A 21,646-nucleotide genomic window follows, 5' to 3' on the forward strand; every position below is an offset into this window, starting at 1 on the left:
GTTTTTAAAACTGGCATTTCATATTCTTAAAACCTTTTTGAAGCCTTTTGACGGCAGAATGCCCAGATTTTATATGAAGGGGTATAACTTCATTTTGAAAATGGTTGGAGTAAAAATGAATGGTCTTCCAAGGTATATTTCAACTCAGGTAAGATTTGATGATTTCAATAAAATTCACTTATCAGAGCGTGTGGTCATCTCCGAAAAAGTAATTCTGCTGACACATGATTATTCCTTAACCACCGGTCTTATCGCATTGAATAAAAAACCTTCCACAGATCTTGCTTTCAAAAAAGAAATTCATATCGGCAGAAATGTATTTATAGGAATGGGGGCTATTATCATGCCTGGAACCATTATTCATGACAATGTGGTAATAGGAGCGGGAAGCGTGGTAAGAGGAACCATTCATTCTGATGCCATTGTTATTGGAAATCCAGGACAAATCATTGGGAAATTGACAGAAAAAGCTCTTAAATGGGAAGAGCAGGCAAAGAATTCATTTATACAAACAGATAGAAATTAGAAACATGAAGATACTTATTATTGGACCATTTCCAAAACCTATTAACGGCTGCTCGCTAGCCAATGAAGTTCTTTTAAAACAATTAAAGTTTGAAGGCGGTATTTCTGTTGATATAATCAATACCAATGCAAAAAATATATCTTCTGATAATGTCGGGCACTTTTCCTTCGCTAAAGTGTTTTCATTCTTAAAGGTTTACAGAAAAATTTTCAGTATTTCCAATTCAGACGTCGTTTATACAACACCTGGCCAAACATTTTATGGTATAGTTAAGTATATGCCTTTTTACTTTTATTGTTTGCTAATTGATAAACCCTATATTATACATGTTCACGGAAATCATTTGGGAAATGAATATAAATCATTGAAAGGATTTAAAAAATGGTTCTTTTCATTTTTTATAAACAGATCTTCGGCAGGAATTGTCCTTTCGAATTCTTTAAAAGTAAATTTTGATGGATTGCTGATTCCTAGGAAAGTTTTTGTAGTTGAAAATTTTGCCCAAGATGATTTAGTTCAAAAAGCGGCAATATCAAAGCCGAAAGATAAATTAAGACTTCTGTATTTGAGTAATCTAATGGAGGAAAAAGGAATTATAGATTTCTTGGACAGCCTGATCCTGCTGAAAAAGAAAGGGACCCTCTTTGAAGCAGATATTGCAGGAATAATTGAAGAAGAATCTGAGGCTATTATTAAAAATAAATTCAACGAACTGCAAGGATTTATTAACTATCACGGTGTTGTATCCGGAAAGAGTAAAATCGACCTGCTCCAAAAATCGAATATTTTTATTTTACCAACCTATTATCGCATGGAAGGGCAGCCGATTTCATTAATAGAAGCCATGGCGGCAGGAAATATAATTGTGACTACTGAATTTTCAGGAATACCAGATATTATTAGTACAGAAAATGGTCGTTTTGTTTCTTCCAAAAGCCCTGAAAGCATTTTTAGGACACTGCTTGAAATCAATGAAAAATTAGAAGAATGTGTTGATAAATACAGCAGAGTTAATATGAAATATGTTCAATCTTATTTTACAGAAGCGCAATTTGCCAACAAGGTTTTTAAAGTCATCCAACATATATAAGTCTAAATTATTATGAAAAAAGTTCGTTTAGACTTATTCGATTCGCAATTAGGTCTTGACAGAGGAGCATCAAAAGGAAAAGAGATGCTTTGGTATGCAGTGAAAGTTTTGTTTTTTCTAACTGCTGTTCCTTACCCTTCTAAATTTAAAGTGTTTTTATTGAAAATATTTGGAGCCAAAGCAGGGAAAGGTGTGGTAATCAAGCCTAGAGTGAACATTCATTTCCCATGGAAGTTAGCTGTAGGAGATAATGTGTGGATTGGTGAAGAGGTTTTCTTTCTAAATTTTGAATTACTCACGATAGGAAATAACGTCTGTATCAGCCAGAAAGTTTTTGTCTGCGGAGGCAATCACGATTATAAAGATCCCACAATGCCTTACAGAAATGGGGCAATTGTATTGGAAGACGGAAGTTGGGTAGGTGCATGCTCATTTGTAGGTCCCAATCTTAAAATAGGTGCCAATACTATCGTTTCGGCTGGATCAATTGTAACAAAATCGCTGCCTGAAAATGGAGTGTATAAAGGCAATCCGCTTCAATTGGTAAAAGAACGCTGGTGATTTTTTTTTGCCTGTTCCTAAGCCATTTTCACTTCAGCTATTACCAATTCAATATTCTAATTAACTAAAAAAAAGATTATGAAAGTTTCTATAATCACTGTTTGCTACAATAGAAAAGAAACCATTGCAAAGTCTATAGAGAGTGTCTTATCACAAGATTACTCCAATATAGAATATATCGTTATAGATGGAAATTCAACTGACGGCACCAAAGAAATTATTAAATCTTATGCCGAAAAAATTAGCACCTATCTATCTGAGCCAGATAAGGGAATGTATGATGCCATTAATAAAGGTTTAAAAATGGCAACCGGAGAAATTATCGGATTAATGCATTCGGATGATGAATTTTATGATAATGATGTAATTTCAAAAATTGTTGAAATGTTTCAAAAGTTTCCATCAAGCGATGGAATTTACGGCAACGGAATTTATGTGACTAATGATAAAAAAGAGAGAATTGTGCGTAACAGGATAAGTGGCGCATATAGCCGTAAAGAGTTAGAATCTGGCTGGTTGCCACTACATCCTACTGTATATCTTAAAAAAAAAATTATAGAAAAATTAGGGTATTATAATCTTGATTTTAAAATAGCATCTGATACTGAGTTTTTACTTCGTTATTTATTTAAAAGCAAAATAAAGCTGTCCTATTTTAATTCGTATGTCGTTAAAATGAGAGTGGGAGGTTTAAGCACATCGCGCAGCAGAGCATTAAAAGTATTTTATGAAGATTATCGTATCTACAAATATCATGGTCTTCCAGCTTTCCGAACGGTAGTTCAAAAAAAGTTAATAGCATTAAAACAATATTTTTAGATAGAATTTGCTTATAAAATGAATAAAGACAATCAAAAAGCTAAAGCAAGAAGCATAGCTTCAGCCTTGGTTTTATTGTGCGCAGCCAGTATCTTTTATTATTCATGGCTGCCTTCTTCCAATTTAAAAACGGAAACTTATTTGCCTCAATTAATAATAGAATGGACAAATGAGTATCTCAATCTGCGTACGGCAGTTCCTTTTTTACTATTAGGATTTTTATGTGAAATGCGTCAGCAGTCAGCATCATATTATAAAGAAAGAAATTTCCTTTCTGCAGGAAAGGGCACCATTATAATCAGTGCAGTGATTGTGTGTCTGGCAGAAGCGGGACAATTTTTTATCTCAGACAGACATCCGGATTTTATGGATATTTTTTTTGGAATAGCTGGAGGCATCTGTGGAGGGACAGCAGCTTTATTATTCAAGAAGTTAAATCATTATTTTTTTTATAAAAATGCGTAACAGACATAAATTTACTTTTATTTTTTGCAGTATCTTATCTGATATTGCTGCGGTAGTGATCAGTATATCATTATTCTTTTATTTTGCCGAAAAAACAGCTGTGCATTGGACTTCGCCTTTTGTCAACAATAGTCATTTAATATCGGCGGCAGGATGGTTATTGGCCACTTTGTATTTTAATTTATATCGTCTGGATACTGTCTTTAGTCTGCCAATCTTTTATCGCAGCAGCTGGCGTGTTTTTTTATGCGAGTTTATATTTTGGCAGAGCTATATTGTTTTTTTTGAGGGTTTAAAAAGATATCAGCTCACAATTGGAGCCAGTATGCTGCAGTTTACTTTTCTGCTTTTTTATCTTTTGCTGTCGAGGGTTATTTTCACGTTTGTTTTAAACAACATAAAAAAATGGGTTAAAAAACCTTTTGTCGTTGCTATTTATGGGTTTAATTCGACAAGCATCCAATTGGCATCCAAATTAGAAAGCAATTCTCATTTTTTTAATTTCCTTGGAATCATTAATGACGTTGAAGATCATAATTTAAGAGATAAATCATCTTTTAACGAAGAACTCATAAATGCTATTCACGAATCATCCGAAAGAGGAATTCAAGAATTATACATTGTAGTAAAAACAGAGTTTATAGATGACTTGAATACTTATTTTGAATTGGCTGACAGGTACTGTATCCGATTAAAATTTGTTCCAGATTTATCTGATATTTCCAAACATTCATTCAGCAGCACCAGTTACGAAAACTTCCATATTATCCGTCCGAGATATGAACCGCTTCAGAATGCTTACAATAGATTGGTTAAGAGGGTTTTCGATATTGTTTTCAGTCTGCTGGTCATCATTTTTATTCTTACATGGCTATATCCTATTCTCGCATTTATTATAAAAAAACAAAGTAAGGGGCCTGTTTTGTTTAAACAGCTACGCACAGGCAAAAAAAACCAGTCTTTTTACTGCTACAAATTTAGAAGCATGGCTGTAAATACAGACAGCGATAGCCTGCAGGCAAAAAAAGGAGATATGCGCGTTACGCCAATAGGCCGGTTTATAAGAAGAACCAGTCTTGATGAACTTCCCCAGTTTTTCAATGTTTTATTGGGGGATATGAGTGTAGTAGGACCGCGTCCTCACATGCTGAAACATACAGAAGATTACAACAGCCAGATTAATGATTTTATGGTGCGTCATTTTGTAAAACCGGGCATTACCGGTTTGGCCCAAATATCGGGACACAGAGGCGAGACTAAAAAAGTTTCTGATATGAAGCGCAGAGTAAAAGCCGATATAGATTATCTGCAAAACTGGAGTCTGATAAAAGACTTGAAAATCTGTCTGCTCACCGTTGTATTAACCCTTAAAGGGGATGAAAATGCATTTTAACCTAAAAACTAAATAATTATGAATGTAACCTATTATGTTGCCGGATTTCTTTCAGGTATTTGTATTGCCGGTTTTTTTATTGGTAAAGAATTATACCGCTATTACATTAAAGATAAAGTCCAGAAAAAACAGTTAAACCGACTGTCTAAATTGAATGATAAAATGAAAGCAAAGAGAACAGCGCAGTACGAATCAGGCGAGTTGTCCAATTCTTTGTAATTGCTTCTTTTTACTTTCCAAGTGCTTTATATAGAGTGCAATCCTAATGCCTTAAATTTTTAAATTTATTCCAAAATACAATGAATCGATTAGTATATATAATACTTATTAGTATTTTATTTTCATCCTGCGCATCCAGAAAAGATATTATTTATTTTCAGGATGCCGGTAATTATGCATCTGCTACAGCAAATTTGAAACCTGTTTCTATTGAACCAAATGATATTCTCAGCATTAGAATAGGAGCACTGGTTCCTGAAACGGCTTTGGCATACAACATTCAGGCGGCGAATACGGCTGGTGTAAGCAGCACTATAGATATTTTGAAAGTGCAGGGCTATCTGGTTTCTCCAGATAAAACAATTGTACTGCCGATTTTAGGGGAAATAAACACTGCAGGCCTGTCTGTAAAAGATCTGGAAACAAAACTTAAATCAGAACTTGAAAAAGGAGGGCATTTAGTGAACCCTTCTGTAGCAGTGCGTATTTTGAATGCAAAAGTGACCGTTTTGGGAGAAGTAAAATCCCCGGGAACTTATTCCTTTTTAGAACAGTCAATTTCTATTCCTCAGGCTCTTGGCTATGCCGGGGATTTGACTATAAACGGAAAAAGAAATGATATTCTGCTGATTAGAGAATCTGAAGGAAAAAGAACCATCACGCATGTTGATTTAACAACAGCAGATTGGATGAATAAGGAACAGTATCAGGTTCATCAAAACGATATTTTAGTCGTTAATCCGAATAATGCTAAAGTAAAGACGGCAGGATATATAGGAAATGCAAGCACCATACTTACCATCGCATCCTTAATTCTAAGCTCCATAATATTAATTACAAGATAAATCAACTCATGAATACGGATAAAAATGAATATTTCGATTTTATTGAAGAAAATAACGCGGTAGATTTAAAACAAATTATCAATAAATATCTAAAGTACTGGCCAGCCTTTGCATTATCGATACTTATTTCTTTATTCAGCGCTTTTGTTTATTTAAGATATGCAAATATTATATACAAATCTGAGGCTAAAGTTAAATTGTTGAATGATAAAGAAAATTCAAATTTTACATTAGATGTTTCTAAATTATTTAATAAATCCACCATTAACTTAGAGAATGAGATTGCACTGCTCAAATCAGTTCATCTCTCAGAACAGGTAGTCAAAAATTTGAAGCTGAATGTAGAGTATTACTATAATTCGAGAGTAACATCCAAGCAGATTTTTAACCCGCCTTTTATTGTGAGTTATCGCGATGGCGCATCCAACCTGAGAAGCGCCTTGAATTACACTATAACAGTAACAGCATCAGGATATACTGTTTTAGATATTGCAACTGGAGAAAGTGTTGAGGTAAAAGGATATGTTTCAGACAAAAACATACCTCATTTCCCCATCAGTATAAAGCCGGCTTTAGGTGCAATAATGGCTAAAAACATTAATAAGAGTTTTAATGTGGTTTTAAAAACGCTTCACAAAACGGCTTTGGAATTAAGCGATGCTTTTGAAGTGGATGCCGAGGGAAAAGACAGCGATATCTTATCTATCTCATTAAAAGGCACAAACGGACCGCAGTCAGAAGCCGTTATCAACAATTTGATCTATGTTTATGAAGCCGACGGAATTACAGATAAAAAAGAAGTCTCCAGAAGAACTATTAATTTTGTTGATGACCGGTTTGTTTACCTGAGAAGGGAATTAGATTCTATAGAAATTTCCAAAAAGGATTATAAAAAGAATAATAAACTGAGTTTTATTCAGGAAGATGCAGGTTCAAGCATCCTTCAAAAAGCGGCTAAAGAACAGACTTCATTTGATATAGAATCACAAATATTATTAGCAGATTTACTTAAGAACAGTATCGAATCCCAAAAAGCATTTGAACTGCTCCCAGCTGATATAGGAATACAAAATTTAATAATCAACCAGCTGGTTGCCGATTACAATACAGCGGTTTTATCCCATCAGAAATTCCAGACAAGTGCAGGAAGCAGCAACCCTTCGGTGCAGCTGCTGGTGAGCACCCTTACAAGCTTAAGAAACAATATTATAAATTCTGTAAAAGGCTATAAACAGCAGTTAAGAACAACCCTCGTGCAGAGTGAATCCGCCCAGAAAGAGGCAGAAGGAAGTTTCGCTTCTCTTCCTGAAAAAGAAAAGGTGCTGCGAAGCATTGAACGCCAGCAGAATTTAAAAGAAAGCCTGTATTTGCTGCTGCTTCAAAAAAGGGAAGAAGCTTCTATAAATCTGGCTGTTACCATACCCAATACCAAGATTATAGATTATGCGATAACAGATATTCATCCTATTTCTCCTCAAAGAAGCAAGATTGTTTTGATTGCTTTTTTTATAGGTTTCTGTATTCCATTTGGTATTTTATTTACGCTCTTTAAATTAGACAATAAAATATACACAGCTGCAGATGTTGAAAATACAAATACTGCACTGCCTATTTTAGCGGAGCTTCCTTCATTAAAGGATGATAAAGATACTGTCATGCAGAATTTAGAAGCTTTTAGGACTCTGGCTAATAATACCAATTTTATTACGCCTTACACTGGGGACCAGCTTGGAAAAGTGCTGTTTGTCACGTCATCCATAAAAGGGGAAGGAAAAACTTTTGTTTCCTATAATTTGGCCGCAGCTTACGCGCATCTTGATAAAAAAGTAATTATTATAGGAGCAGATTTCAGAAATCCGCAGCTGCATAAACATTTAAACAATACAACAAAAGAGAGCCAGGGATTCAGCAATTACCTGTATGATGGCACTATTGAGTGGGAGAATTTATTGTGCAGCAATGGAGACGATGAATTCCCATTTGATATTTTACTTTCTGGAATTATACCTCCTAATCCAACCTTACTGCTCTCCAACCAGCGTTTTGAGTACTTTATCGACCAGGTAAGAAAAGCCTATGACATCATTATTTTTGATACGCCGCCAACCTTATTGGTGAGTGATACCCTTATGATTTCAAAATATGCAGATACCACTTTGTTTGTGCTGCGCTCTGGAGTAACACAGAAGAATTTAATATCCTATTCAAACAAACTGCATAAAGATCAAAAATTGGTCAATATGGGCTATGTAGTCAATGATATTGATTTTAGTTCAGGTTACGGTTACAGCTATAATTACGGATATGGATACGGCTACGGAAAGGATATTGAGAAAGAAACAAGACTGCAGAAACTGAAGAAAAAAATATTCTAATCTCGATTCAGTCAGATTGAAGATAGATCATATAAGTAACCAAAATTAAACCACAACAACCAAGATCATAAAAATTTAAATTTATTAAATTTTTAAAAGCTGTTCTATTGAACAGCTTTTTTTTTGGTTTTTACTTAAGAAAGATACTATTGTTGAGCAGTAAATGTTCCATTTTCTTTTTATTGGGAATCTGAAGTTTTACCGTTTTGAATTGATTAATTTCTGTTTTGCTATGGATGTCAGATCCTGTAAAATCATACAAATCACTGTCAAGCAGTTCCAGCGCTTTTTTCTGGATTATTTTACCATAATATCCCGTTAAAGAAAGCAGGTTCAGCTGAAAAAAAACACCAAATTCCTTTAGTTTTTCATATTTAGCTATAGAATTATGAAGATACAGATAGCGTTCAGGATGAGCAAGAATAATTTTGTAGTTTTTAATTTTTATCTCAAAAAGCATCTCATAGAGATTAAACGGACTTGAAAGCAGCGGCAGCTCAAGAAGCAGAAAATTATCATGAATGCATAACAGCTCTCCCTGATTCATTTTTGTTATGAGAGAAGAGTCCAGCATATATTCGCTGGCATATTTTTTTAAAAAAGATTTATTTGCCGAATTCACTGTTGCATTCTCAAAGGCAATTTTTATAGTTTGGCTGGTGTTATTCCATTTTAAATTGAAGGTATGAGGTGTTGCGATACTTTGTTGAATGTTTAATTTCTTCATATCTGCAATAAGCTCTGTAGTTTCCTGAATTGTTTTTGCTCCATCATCTATGCCGGGTAAAAGATGATTGTGGATATCGATGTAATTTTCAGGTAGCAGATTTTTTAAAAAGTGCCTGGTTTTAATGAAAGGAAACATAGTTAGAATTTAAAGATAAATTTAATTCTTATGCTTTTAGATTCATGGCACTAGAAGATCCAATTAGAGACTAAAAGTGATTTTATGTCCTTAATAGTTTTGTTTTTATCATTGTGCAAGATTTGAATCTTAAAAAAGAGAAACCTCCAGAAACAGATGATTTTGGAGGTTTTTTTCAATATTTACACTGCTGTTTGCATATTCTCTGCATCTGGTTTCAGAGAAGTTCTTTAGTTGTGCCTGAGCATCCTGCATATGATGGATTTTTTGATAATTTCAAAAAAAAATTCTTCAGTGATGAGATTATAGGTAATCTGGCACCAGTCTAAACGGTCTCAGAAGTTATTTATGAGGCAGCAACTGTTGGTCGTTATTTGGTTGGAGAAGCTGCTAATGATGATTACAAAAAGCGTTTGGAATTAGGCGCAGAAGAATTTCATCAGAATTTGGAAAAAGCATTTTTTAGCAAATAAAATATTATTCAAATAACAGGCAATATCTTGCAGCTTATTGGATGGCTAAAAAAAATGCAATGAATAAGATCTCATTATTGACCTCTGAAAAGTAATTTATGAATGTATCTCAATTTGCTAAAATAAAAAAGAAGATAGTCGGCTTTACTCTAGTTAACATATTTATTTAGAGTCGCAAAAGGTTTGTTTGGCAAAATTGAAAGCAGCTCCAGAATGGTGCAAACTTGAAATTACCATATTCAATTGTTAAAAATTATCTTTACAGCTTCTAATACATAATCAGTGGCTAAATCTTCGCGTGTTCAAAATTACAGTTTATGGGACATACTTCATATCCTTGGTGAAGAAATCTCAACGGGAGCAGAATTCCATATACATTTCAATAAAGAATTGATTGTTGAGAGTCCATTCCCATATCCATTTCAGAGTACAAATACGGGAATATTGCTGATGATTTCCGGAAAGATGAAAGTGCAGGTTAATTTTGAAACCTTTATTATATCCCCTAATGATATTTTGATCATCTCACCGCATTCCATAATTAATTTTTTAGAAGTTATTGAACCTGTTCAGAATATTGGTATTGTGTTCACTGAAGAGTTTGCATTGCGTAATATTCTCAATTATCAAGATGTAAGGCTGCTTCGTTTTTTAGAATTGCAAGATACTCCTGTGCTGTCTCTTTCAGAATCAGGTTTTTTAAATGTTTTTGGTTTGCTGAAAAAAATGCATAAATTCAATGCAGGTGAAGATGAATTCACCTATTACAAAGACGAAAAGATATTTCATTATTTCAACTTAGTAGCACTAGAAATTATGGATATATACCGAGATCAAGCAAGTAAAGTAAATTTAAGGACCAATCGAAAAAAAGAGATAATTAAGGATTTTCTATCATTGTTATCCATTCATGTCAGAGATAAAAGAAATGTCCAGTTTTATGCTGATAAACTTTTCATTACGCCAGGGCATCTTTCAAAATTGCTCAAAGAAGTTTCAGGAAATACCTCAAGAGGGGTTATTGAGGAAGCAGTAGTTATGGAGGCACGAAATATGCTGGTAGACAGTTCGCTTTCGCTGGCCGAAATTGCAGAAAAATTAAACTTCAGCGTTCTAAAACTAGTGGTCAAATTATACAAAAAGTATATGGTTTGACTGACCAATTTTGGCACCTAAGTTGGATCATTCTGTTCTTACTATAACCTTTTAATGTTACCACTTTAATTATGTTTTAATGAAATAGATTCGAGGGAACCGAAATATACAAGTAGGAAAAAAAATAAAAACTTTTAAAGAACCTCACTGCTTAAATGTTTTAAAGGCAGCCTTACGATAAATTCAGCTCCTTTATCTTTCTCACCGCCCGTTGTAATGGTACCGTTATGGCTTGGCTTATCCGATTATGAAATATACACTTACTCAAATAAAAACTGAATTTACTATTGTAATCTTATAAAAGAAGTTATAGAACTATTAGAATGTATTCCTCTATGCATTATATGCGTTAATATACTCTACAATTTAAGTTTTTATGTACTTCAATATGCAGATTTGTAAATTGTGGCCGCAAAAAAAACATTACAAAAAGCAAATAAAAAAAAGCTTTAGAATTTCTTTGAAGCTTTGTGTATTTTTGTTTACTTTTGAATTAACTACAAAGTATAAGTTCTTTCTAAATGTTGTCCAATTACTAAAAAAAACAAGAACATCTTATGTGTTTTTTGTAAGTTTTTTCAATCAAAAAAGTTGTACCTCATTTGTACCTCACCAATGCTTAACCCTTATAAAATAAGGATTGCTAATTTCTGCATCGGGAAATAAAGGGCGCAAAGAAACGCAAAATAAAAACAATTAAAAGAGCTAAAATGTTGGTAACTAGCATTTTGACTCTTTTTTTATTCAAATGTTTTTTGGAATATTTAGGTGTTGTTTTGCTAAAATTTGTACCTCAGTTGTACCTTGGATTTCGAGGTACAAACTTTGTGACAAAAAGGGATGAATTATGACACACTTGGATATCTTTAAAAGTTTTATATAATGTTAATTTCTGTATCTGATTTTAAATTATTTTAGAACAGGCTTTTAATCTTCAATTTGGAATCCGCGATATTTCAATGTATTTATTTTAAATTTTTAGGGCCAACATTTTGCACAAAATTTTACTATAAATTACCTAAAAAAATCCAATGGCGTTTTCTGCAATTTATAGCAGAAATGAAGAAATCTCCAAAATATTTTGAATTTTTTTATTCTTCTCGGTTAATAAAAAAAAATTAAGAGAAAAGTGTTTTTTTTGCCATTAATCATTAAAACAAACTTTTTTTAGGAAAAAAGCCATTTTTTTTCTCTTTTTTAGTTTTGATTCTAAAATTTAGACGAATAACAATTTTGAAACTTTGAACAGCATTTTATATCTGTTTAATGTCAAAATTAGGAGTAAAATTGTAATTTTTATAAAGATTTTTAAAGTGCATTTTGGATGCAGATAAATGTTAATTTAAGCCTTTTTGATGATTTTTTTTCTTCTTTTAAAAATGAGAAAATATCAGTAATAATGCGGTTTATAGAGTAAATATTGAAATATGAAGTTAAAAATAAAGATATTTTTCATTAAAAAATATATTGAATCGTTTTTGTAAATCAATTTAATATATATATTTGTTTAACAATATTTACTGAATTTTAATATAAAATTAACAATTTATGAAGATGGTTAGGACAAAAGATATCGCAAGAGAAGCAGATGTATCTGTTATGACCGTTTCGTTTATTCTTAACAATAAATTAGACAATAACGGAATCTTCAGAGGATTAATAGAGAAAATTATTAAAGCCAGTAAAGAAATGAAATTTATGCCTAATATGATTCCCATTCTGCCTACTGGAAGAACAAAATGTATTTGGCTGATTGTTGAGGATATTTCAAATCCTATTTTCTCAGATTTAGCAAAAATAATTGAAAGAGGTCTGCCGTCTTTTAGAAATTTTCGGACTTAAAATTCCCAAAGAGAAGTCGGCAATGAATTTTGATGATCATTGTAGTTTTTAGATTTATCCGCTTACTATAAATGTTGTATCATTAGCCAATCGAAGAAATAGGAAAAATGGCTGTTGCATGATTTAACCTACGAGATGATTATCATAAATCAATTCGCAGCGGTCAAGGTAAAAAAAAGGTTAGCTTAAAATTAGAGTTTCTGCTTGAATAAGTTTTTTTAAATTTTCACTAAATCGATTTACTAAATCGATTTATCAAATTTTTATATGCCAAATTTTAATCATTATTTATAAATAAAACAGCTGCTTATGAAAAAAAACTAAAGAATTAGAGCAACCGCAAAAAGAATTGCAATTTCTAGACGAGTAATTTAATTGCGGGCCTATTCTTCTGTGGATCAGAAGAATTTTTAAAAGTCAACAACCAAACAACCAATTCAAATCAAACCAGATTAACATGAAAAAACTGTTATATGAAGTATTGTTAGTTTTTCTAGCAGTACTGTGCTTTCAAGAGACGCATGCACAAAACAAAACAATATCAGGAATTATTATAGACAATACGAATCTTCCTGTTCCTTCTGCAACCATAAAAGAGAAAGGAACGAAGCAGGAAACAGGTACAGATTTCGATGGAAGATTTCAAATTTCGGTAAAAGAAGGCGCTACCTTTATTATCAGTTCTTTGGGATACAAAACAGTTGAATTGAAAGCTGTGGATGGAATGAAAGTTAAATTAGCCGGAGAAACTAATGAACTTGAAGGTCTTACTGTTACTGCTTTAGGACAATCCAAGAAAAATAAATCAATTGGTTATGCCACCAGTACAATTAAATCTGATGCTATTACTAAAACGGCTTCGCCTACAATTGCTAACTCATTATATGGTAAAGCGCCAGGTGTTCGAATAACTTCTACACCCGGAGGAGCAGGGGCAATCAATATTCAGATACGTGGTTTAAACTCAATCACAGGAAAAAATCAGCCATTGATAGTCCTAGATGGTGTGCCTATACGTGACGGTGAGGTGAATAATAATGACTATTGGAATCAGCAGCGTGTTAAAAATAATGGTCTGGCTGATATCAACCCTGAAGATATTGAAAATATCTCTATTTTAAAGGGAGCTTCTGCGGCGGCATTATATGGTTCAGAGGCAGTAAACGGAGTAGTATTGATTACTTCTAAATCTGGTAAAGGGAAAAAAGGTTTAGGTTTTGATTTCAGTACCAGCTACTCCAATAATGAAATAGCCTATTTACCAAGATTTCAATATGAAAGAGGACCAGGATGGACCAATGCAAACTATTCGACAGGATATTTGGCTCCAGATGGTTTTGCCCATTATGATACTAATGGTGATGGCGTTGCTGATACAAGAGGTGTGTCTGCAAGTAGTAATAATTTTGGACCATGGTTTGACGGACAGCCAATTATGTCATGGGATGGAGTAGTTCGTCCCTATTCTGCTCAGAAAAATGGATATAAAAATCTGTTTCAAAATGCATGGGATGCTACAACAAATTTTGCAATTTCAAACAGCGGGGAAAACAGTAATATCCGTTTTTCATATACCCATACAGAATCAGAAGGTTTAAGCATGGGTAATAAAAATAAAAAAAATACTTTTAACTTAAATGCCTCTTTCAAAACTGGCAGGAACTTAAAAACCGATGTGATTGTAAGTTATATGAATCAAGATATCCATAATCGTACTTTTGCGATGGATCGTTTAATAAACAACTTTACTGGTATGTTAAGCCCTTTTGACAATGGAGATTGGTATAAGGCAAAATACAAGACAAGTTTAGGATATAAATATGTTACAGGGACAAATCAAAGTTTAACACCGGATGAAAACATTATCCGTAATGGCTTCAAAGCAGATATAGGTGATTATTTCTGGAATATAAATGCTAAACAGCAAGATGAAATTACAAACCGTTTGATTGCTAGTATTACCGAAACATTTACAATTACGAAAGATTTGTCATTGCGCGGGCGTGTTTCTACGGATCTGACTTCGGTAAATATAGAATCTATAAACCCGGTGGAAGTACCTTTGATTTATCAATTTGGAGGAGATCGTTCAGGTTCTTATCTGCTTGACTCTCAAGATTACAATATTCTTTACGGAGACTTATTATTGACTTATAATAAGCAGATTACGGATGATTTTAATTTAACTGCTGTTCTTGGTTATTCAGGTTCTCAAGAAACAGGAAAATTATTAGGACGTTCAACCAATGGAGGTCTAAGTGTTGAAGGATGGTACGATATGAACTCTTCTATAAATGTACCAACGAGTACTTCTTCAAAATATGAAGTAATAAAAGATGCTGTTTTCGGAACTTTGAATGCTAGCTTTAGAAACTATTTATTTGTTGAAGGAACCGTTAGAAGAGATAGGACTTCAACTATGAATCCAAATAACAATGCATTTACTTATCCTTCTGTTAATTCAAGTTTTGTTTTATCTGAAGCTTTTGAATTGCCAGAGTTTATCAGTTACGCAAAAATGCGTGGTTCATGGGGTATTGTGGGTAATTATCCAGATCGTTATGCAGCTAACATTGCTTTTAGCCAAACTTCATTAGGGAATCAGGGAACTACAACTCCAGTATTGATTACCACATCTCCAGCAGAATATGGAAATGAAGGAATTAAGCCAGAAATGAAAACAGAGTACGAATTAGGTTTTGAAACTAAATTCTTTGACAGAAGATTGGGGTTAGATTTTTCTTACTACAATGCTACAATCAAAGATCAGATCCTTAATTTAACACTGGCACCAACTACAGGAGCAACTTCTATTTTAGCTAATGTTGGGGAATTAAGCAATAAAGGGTTTGAAGTTGCTTTGACAGGTTCTCCTTTTAGAACGCAAAATTTTTCATGGGATGTTACTTTAAACTGGGCTAAAAATATCAATAAAATTGTAAAATTAGCAAACGGTGCCAGTGAATTATTACACGCTGACTATGATGGTTCTGCAGCGCAGCTAAAATCGGTGGTAGGCCAGCCAATGGGAGGGATTTATGCGCATCCTGTTAAAACCGATGCAAGCGGAAATAAAATGGTAGATTCTGATGGATATTACATGATTGATGGTGATAAATGGGAGAAATACGGTACAGCAACACCTAAAGGAGTGGGAGGTTTACTAAACTCTTTTGCTTATAAAAATATAACATTAGATGTAAATGTAGATTATTCTTATGGCGGATATTTGATGCCTACTGGTGTAAACTGGATGACTTCAAGAGGATTGACAGAAGAAAGTTTGAAATACAGTACCAACGACCGCGGAGGCTTAACCTATTATATGGATGGAGGAAAAGGAGTGCAAATTGCTAACAGCGCAACTGCTGGACCAGCAGGACAAACACTTTACCGCGATGGTATGCTGATGGATGGTGTATTAGCAGACGGCTCTGTCAATACAAACGTTATTTCTCAAGCAGGTTATTATAATATGACTTACAATTGGGGAGGACCTCAATACAGCAGCTCGAGATATGATTTGTATATTCAAAAAAACAACTACGTTAAATTAAGAGAAGTTTCATTAGCGTACAGTATGCCAAAAATATGGGCAGACAAAATAGGAGCTTCCAAATTAACTTTTTCTGTTTTTGGACGTAATTTGTTGTATTTCTACAGAACAATTAAAGACATGGATGCCGAAGCGACAACATCAGGATCAAGATGGTCTCAAAACGTAAATAATGCAGGTTTAACTCCATCTACGAGAAGTTTTGGAGCAATGATAAGAGCATCTTTCTAATTGGATAATTATAATTAAAATAATAAGGACATGAAAAAAATAGTATATATATCATTGGCGGCAGCTGCAATTTTCTTAGGCTCTTGTACGCAGGATAAATTTGAAGATGCATACAGAGATCCGTCTAAAGTTACGACGACTACTGTACCAAAACAGTTTGCTGGATTCATGAAAATTAACTTTGAAGACGTAATTCCTTCTTACTGGAACTATTATACTGTTATCAGATCAACTTCATTAACTTATACGCAGGCCCATGGTTTTGTCAACACAACAGGACGCTACATTCCTGGGGCAGCTGTTAATGATCGTTGGGGAAGATATTACAAATTTATTACACAGTATAGAGAATTAGAAAAAGTAATGGCTTCTTTATCTGCTGCTGAGCAGGCAGAAAACAGAATTTATACCATAACTTCAACAATATATTTGTATGATCATACTGCAAAAATGGTTGATAACTTTGGAGATATTCCTTTCTCAGAAGCTGGTAAAATTGGTACTACGGGAGGGAATTATACAAGTGCGTCTGCTAAGTATGATAACCAGACAGAACTTTATGTTAAAATTTTAGATGATTTAAAAGCATTTTCTGCCGAATTGAGTTCTATTGCTTTGTCTGCTAAAGTGGACTTGGAATTCAAAAATCAGGATTTAATTAATAAAGGAGATCTTGCAAGCTGGAAAAATTATTGCAACTCTTTACGTTTAAAAATCCTTAACAGAGTATCTGCGGTACCTGCTTTAGCAAGCAGAGCCAATACTGAAATTGCTGAAATTATCACTGAAGCTAAAATTGTAGATGAAAATGCAGAAAACATTGCATTTAGAGTTTATACTCAGGATACTGATCTAGATACTTCTGGTTTTATAGACGCCTTGGAGGGGGCAAACAATAATGTGGCTCCAAAACCTATGATCGATCATATGAATGCAAACAGTGATCCTCGCGAAGCGTGGTTATTTGAAAAAGGACAGACGGCAACGGTTTTCACTGGACTTGACCCAACGCTGACTTCTGGAGTTCAACAGCAATTACTCGTAGATGGTAAAATAGCAGTTTACAACAGATCTGTAATCAGCAGAAATAAATGGCTTCCGGGAACATTAATAAATGCCGCAGAAGTGAATTTGATTTTGGCCGAATATTACTCAAGAAATGGTAGTGGTGTGACAGCAAAAACCTATTTTGAAAAAGCTATCAGGCAATCTATTGAATATTATGTAAGACTGGGGGATAAGGCTGATGTTTTAACTTGGAAACCTACCGCAGAACCAACAGCGGCTGAAATCAATGCTTACATCACAAATATAAATTTTGACGGAGCAACGAATGCCGCTCAAAGATTAGAGTTAATTGCTTTTCAAAAGTATATTCACTATAATGTAATGCAGGCAGATGAATCTTGGGCAGAACAGCGAAGATTGAAACTTCCAGTGCTTATTTTTCAAGAAGATGAAACAAGTACTATCAGAAAAACACCGCCAACAAGATGGACATATCCAAACTCTGAAAGCGTGTATAATTCTGACAATTATAATGCTGTAAAAGCAAATGATAATTTAAGCACCAAAATTTTCTGGGATGTAAAATAGTATTTTAGAGTTACTAACGTCCTGTAAACCTTGATTGTATTTTCAATCAAGGTTTTTCAGTTTTTCACGATATCCATTGCCAAATCTTAGAGGCCTGCCAATTTTCGGGGTCAGCAATTGCTGATTTAGGCATTTAAAAATGGTGTAATAATATGCAAGAGGTCTGAAGAGCCACTTTTTGATATATAAAAGATCCTTCCATAGGGCTGTTTTTCGTGAAAATGCGCAGCGGGAGCACCGCGTAACTGAAAATTTATAAAGTAATTTCTTTGCCACCGGCACAATATAAGATAACAAGAAAAAGGTTTAATTTTTTCTATGTCTCTATACCTTTTTCAGGATGCCAACTTCAAGTAGAGTCTTCAACCGGTGCTGCTGTTCACTGGGCTAAATCTACTTCTTTTTTTGCAAAAAAAACTTTTATTATTATACATAAATTCTTAACTTAATATAGTATTTGATCGTTAAAAAGCAAAAAACACCGATGTAATACACTGTAAAACGTGTCTGCATTTTTAAGGTTTGCTGAGAATGGCCACTCCATACCGTTTTTTTTTTGACTGAACTGATACAATTTTTGAATTTTAAATAACAGCAATTAGGAAATAAAACTACTCTTCATTTTTGTGTAAAAAGGATCTGTATTTTTTAGGACACTCGTAATGTCCCTTTCTTTCTATTGCCCTTACTTAAAATTTAGAAAAGCCAGGCGCCGGCGCAAATGCCCTTTATTAATTATTAATTATCAGATTATGAAAAAAAATTTCGTTTCTCCAATATTTATTTATACTATTCTATGGATTGTCCTTCTTAATCCCATTATTGTTCATTGTGCCGCAGTACCGGCACAAAGCGGCCTGCAGAATTTCAAAGCCGTTATGTTTAAAAAATCACATGCAGCCCAGGAGCTCGAAAGACACCGCGTCTGGCTTAATCTGACAAATGACCAGGGACTTTTTAAACAGCTGCTGATAGCTTACGTGGAAGGAGCAACCAATGGATTTGAATATAATTACGATGGCGAGACACTGGATGCCAATCCGTATGCAGATTTTTACAGCATTAACGAGGACAGGAAACTCATTATTCAGGGACGCGCCCTTCCTTTTGATCCATCTGACACAGTGCCTTTAGGATACCGATCTGGCATCACTGGCGATCTTAAGATTTCAATTGACCGCACCGATGGCGAGTTAGCCGCCGAGGATATTTATCTGAAAGACAATCAGACCGGTACGCTCCACAATCTTAAAAATGGTCCTTACACATTTTCAACGGTTACTGGCATTTATGACAACCGTTTTGTGATCAGCTACAATACCGGTAAAAAATTAGGTGTTGAAGAGTTTAAATCTGGTTCTAATGATTTATCGGTCAGTTCAAAAGATAAGACCATTACTTTGAAATCTGCCCACAGCGCATTAAGAGATGTAAAGGTCTATGATGTTTCTGGAAAACAGCTTTACAGCATACAGAAAATAGGAAATACACAATTAGAGATTAACAGTATTCAGTCCGACACCCAGATTTTACTGGTAAAAACCATACTAGAAAATGGTAACACCATAACGCGAAAGGTGCTCTTTTAATAAGCAGCGTTATATGAAAAAGGCCTCGCGGATATCATCTTGATTTCCGCGGGGCTTTTTTTTAAATACGCCCTTAGGAATAGCTATTTTTTAGGTCGTCAGCAGCCATTTATACCTTATAGATTCACCTGCTGGCGCGAGCGTCCCGCTCGTGAACGTAAAGAGAATCAAAAACACAAAAGCCATTCCATAACGGAGTGCCTTTAATTTTTATAATATTTCTCCATTATTTTTTTAAGGTATTTCTTATGTTTATAGTTAAAAAAGATAGTGAGTAGAAAATACAAGTTTGGAGAAAAATCTGGAGCTATTTTATAAGTTTTGCAACAGTTTACTGGATAGATGTTTTTACAAGAGAAGAATATTTTGGAACTATTATTGAATCTTTAGATTACTGCAGAAAAAACAAAGGAATGGAGATTTACGGATATTGTATTATGCCAAGTCATGTTCATTTAATATTTATATCTGAAAATGGAGATCCATCAGGTTTAATAAGAGACTTTAAAGGTTTTACATCAAGAAAAATGATTAAATCTATTGAAGAAAATCCACAAGAAAGCAGAAAAGAATGGATGCTATGGATGTTTGAAAGGGCTGGAAAGAAAAATAGTAATGTCAAATTCAGACAATTTTGGCAGTAAAATAATAAACCTTTTGAAATTTGGTCACTAAAAGTTTTTGAGCAAAAATTAAACTATATTCATAATAATCCTACAGAAGCTGGTTTCGTAACTAATCCTGTAGACTGGAAATACAGTTCAGCGAGAAATTACGGAGATAATGATCACACTATTTTAGAAATTGATTTGAATTAATTTTCTTTGTGTGCACGAGCGGGACGCTCGCGCCAGCGAGGGGTTTCCTTTTTGCTTGATCATAATCAGGTTGTCCTTTCAGAAACTTTCAATTATGCAATAAAATTAAATATACTCGTCCCTGCACTAAAGGGAAGTCCGCTGGATGTAACAGAAAGGGTTTTTTGAAATTTCTTTTTTTCTGTTCAGAATCAGCTCTGCCGCCTTCTGTCCCATTGCTTTAAAATCGGTGCTCATAACCGTAATATTCAACAGTGCTTTCAGCGGTGTTTCATTATAGGAAATAACCCCGACATCTTTTCCTATCTTTAGTTTCTTTTCTTTAATCTGCTGCATCAGATTAACCAGATCATTATCCTCAATGGTAATATAAGCCTCTTTATTTTTAAAATCCAAGCCGTCAGTGATTTTGGCGACAATTTCATACTCAAAATGGTATGTGCCGCAAAATTCTAAGAAACCTTCAACCAGTGATGCGGGAGCAGGAAAGGCGGCTTTTTCAGGATGAACGAAAATTATTTTTTTATACTTTTTAAATTTTTTAATCCCTTCTTTTAATGCATTATAGATGTCTGATTTAAAATCTTGGTACACTGCTATAAAATCACCCGTAATTTCTTTGCAGGAGTTGTCTAATATCACCAGTTTTTCTTTCGGGATTCCTTCAATGAAATTGATCACATTTGGAGTATAATTCACATGGCTCTCTGCCGAATTTCGAAAATGGGGCATGATGACAAAATAATTGTAATTATGAATATTTTTTTTTATGACTTCAATAAAAAGCTGTTCGTCATTATAATAAAGATGCATATCAACAAGAACATTATTTCCTATTGCAGTGACAAAAGAATCGTAGACTTCCATTTTGTATGAGCAGGGTTTGTTGATAAGAAAAAGAATATTTTTGTGTTTTTCATCATTGACAGAAACGAAATTACCGACGCCCATTACAGAAAAGGCCAGATTACGGTCTCGTAGTTCTTTGTAAGCTTTTTCAGCTGTATCACGCGAAATAGATCTGGTTTTGCTTAGCTCGTTAATTGAGGGAAGCCGATACCCGTTTTCGATTTTTCCAGACAATATCTCATCAGCAAGATCATTGGCAGTCTGGATGTATTTAGGGATGCTAGATTTATATTCTATTTTTTTTTCTGAAGACTCTATTTTTGAAAGCATAACTTTAAGTGTATTTATTAAAGAGAACGGTTCATTATTCTGTGCAACA

The 21,646-nt window shown here is 33.9% G+C and carries 16 protein-coding genes and 1 pseudogene; 15 read left to right on the top strand and 2 right to left on the bottom strand.

Going from position 1 to position 21,646, the window contains the following annotated elements:
* Positions 1 to 73 precede the first annotated feature (73 nt).
* The 9 genes from LL966_RS21310 (at position 74) to LL966_RS21350 (ending at position 8,293) form a co-directional block, all read left to right on the top strand.
* A complete protein-coding gene (locus LL966_RS21310; RefSeq protein WP_229356067.1) occupies positions 74 to 526 on the top strand; it encodes an acyltransferase in 453 nt (150 codons plus the stop codon).
* Positions 527 to 530: 4 nt separating this feature from the next.
* Positions 531 to 1,616, top strand: a complete 1,086-nt coding sequence (locus LL966_RS21315) for a glycosyltransferase family 4 protein (RefSeq protein WP_229356069.1) — start codon at positions 531 to 533, stop codon at positions 1,614 to 1,616.
* A gap of 12 nt (positions 1,617 to 1,628) precedes the next feature.
* Positions 1,629 to 2,177, top strand: a complete 549-nt coding sequence (locus LL966_RS21320) for a WcaF family extracellular polysaccharide biosynthesis acetyltransferase (RefSeq protein ID WP_229356071.1) — start codon at positions 1,629 to 1,631, stop codon at positions 2,175 to 2,177.
* 78 nt (positions 2,178 to 2,255) lie between these two features.
* Positions 2,256 to 2,996, top strand: a complete 741-nt coding sequence (locus tag LL966_RS21325; protein WP_229356073.1) for a glycosyltransferase family 2 protein — start codon at positions 2,256 to 2,258, stop codon at positions 2,994 to 2,996.
* Positions 2,997 to 3,014: 18 nt separating this feature from the next.
* Positions 3,015 to 3,461 (top strand): VanZ family protein, encoded by a 447-nt coding sequence (locus tag LL966_RS21330; protein WP_229356074.1) that lies wholly within the window; start codon positions 3,015 to 3,017, stop codon positions 3,459 to 3,461.
* Positions 3,454 to 4,854: an exopolysaccharide biosynthesis polyprenyl glycosylphosphotransferase gene (locus tag LL966_RS21335; protein ID WP_229356075.1), complete on the top strand. Its 1,401-nt coding sequence runs from the start codon at positions 3,454 to 3,456 to the stop codon at positions 4,852 to 4,854. The genes LL966_RS21330 and LL966_RS21335 overlap by 8 nt, the downstream gene beginning before the upstream one ends.
* An 18-nt stretch (positions 4,855 to 4,872) precedes the next feature.
* Positions 4,873 to 5,073, top strand: coding sequence for a hypothetical protein (locus tag LL966_RS21340; RefSeq protein ID WP_179002422.1), 201 nt, complete (start codon positions 4,873 to 4,875; stop codon positions 5,071 to 5,073).
* Positions 5,074 to 5,153: 80 nt separating this feature from the next.
* Positions 5,154 to 5,918 (top strand): polysaccharide biosynthesis/export family protein, encoded by a 765-nt coding sequence (locus LL966_RS21345; RefSeq protein ID WP_229356077.1) that lies wholly within the window; start codon positions 5,154 to 5,156, stop codon positions 5,916 to 5,918.
* Positions 5,919 to 5,926: 8 nt separating this feature from the next.
* Positions 5,927 to 8,293: a GumC family protein gene (locus LL966_RS21350; RefSeq protein ID WP_229356079.1), complete on the top strand. Its 2,367-nt coding sequence runs from the start codon at positions 5,927 to 5,929 to the stop codon at positions 8,291 to 8,293.
* A gap of 130 nt (positions 8,294 to 8,423) precedes the next feature.
* Here LL966_RS21350 and LL966_RS21355 read toward each other — a convergent pair whose 3' ends face one another.
* Positions 8,424 to 9,158, bottom strand: a complete 735-nt coding sequence (locus LL966_RS21355; RefSeq protein ID WP_229356081.1) for a tyrosine-protein phosphatase — start codon at positions 9,156 to 9,158, stop codon at positions 8,424 to 8,426.
* A 755-nt stretch (positions 9,159 to 9,913) separates the two neighbouring features.
* On the opposite strand from LL966_RS21355, the gene LL966_RS22805 reads away from it, so the two are divergent.
* The 6 genes and pseudogenes from LL966_RS22805 to LL966_RS21385 all read left to right on the top strand — a co-directional run bounded on the left by LL966_RS22805 (position 9,914) and on the right by LL966_RS21385 (position 20,418).
* The gene (locus LL966_RS22805) at positions 9,914 to 10,786 is read left to right on the top strand and encodes a helix-turn-helix domain-containing protein (RefSeq protein WP_229356083.1); all 873 of its coding nucleotides are present in this window, start codon (positions 9,914 to 9,916) and stop codon (positions 10,784 to 10,786) included.
* 1,548 nt (positions 10,787 to 12,334) lie between these two features.
* Positions 12,335 to 12,628, top strand: a complete 294-nt coding sequence (locus tag LL966_RS21365) for a LacI family DNA-binding transcriptional regulator (protein ID WP_229356085.1) — start codon at positions 12,335 to 12,337, stop codon at positions 12,626 to 12,628.
* A 457-nt stretch (positions 12,629 to 13,085) separates the two neighbouring features.
* Complete coding sequence (locus LL966_RS21370; protein ID WP_229356087.1) at positions 13,086 to 16,415, top strand: SusC/RagA family TonB-linked outer membrane protein; 3,330 nt, start codon at positions 13,086 to 13,088, stop codon at positions 16,413 to 16,415.
* Positions 16,416 to 16,445: 30 nt separating this feature from the next.
* Positions 16,446 to 18,011 carry a SusD/RagB family nutrient-binding outer membrane lipoprotein gene (locus LL966_RS21375; RefSeq protein WP_229356089.1) on the top strand — a complete coding sequence of 522 codons (1,566 nt, stop codon included), beginning with the start codon at positions 16,446 to 16,448 and terminating at the stop codon, positions 18,009 to 18,011.
* Between the two features lie 752 nt (positions 18,012 to 18,763).
* Positions 18,764 to 19,600, top strand: a complete 837-nt coding sequence (locus tag LL966_RS21380) for a T9SS sorting signal type C domain-containing protein (protein WP_229356091.1) — start codon at positions 18,764 to 18,766, stop codon at positions 19,598 to 19,600.
* 270 nt (positions 19,601 to 19,870) lie between these two features.
* Positions 19,871 to 20,418 (top strand): annotated as a pseudogene (locus tag LL966_RS21385) (REP-associated tyrosine transposase).
* A 126-nt stretch (positions 20,419 to 20,544) separates the two neighbouring features.
* Here LL966_RS21385 and LL966_RS21390 read toward each other — a convergent pair.
* Entirely contained in the window at positions 20,545 to 21,597 is a 1,053-nt protein-coding gene (locus LL966_RS21390) for a GntR family transcriptional regulator (protein WP_229356093.1), read from the bottom strand.
* Positions 21,598 to 21,646: the final 49 nt, after the last annotated feature.

The sequence above is a fragment of the Flavobacterium chungbukense genome (genome assembly GCF_020805785.1).
Classification (GTDB): Bacteria; Bacteroidota; Bacteroidia; order Flavobacteriales; family Flavobacteriaceae; genus Flavobacterium; species Flavobacterium chungbukense.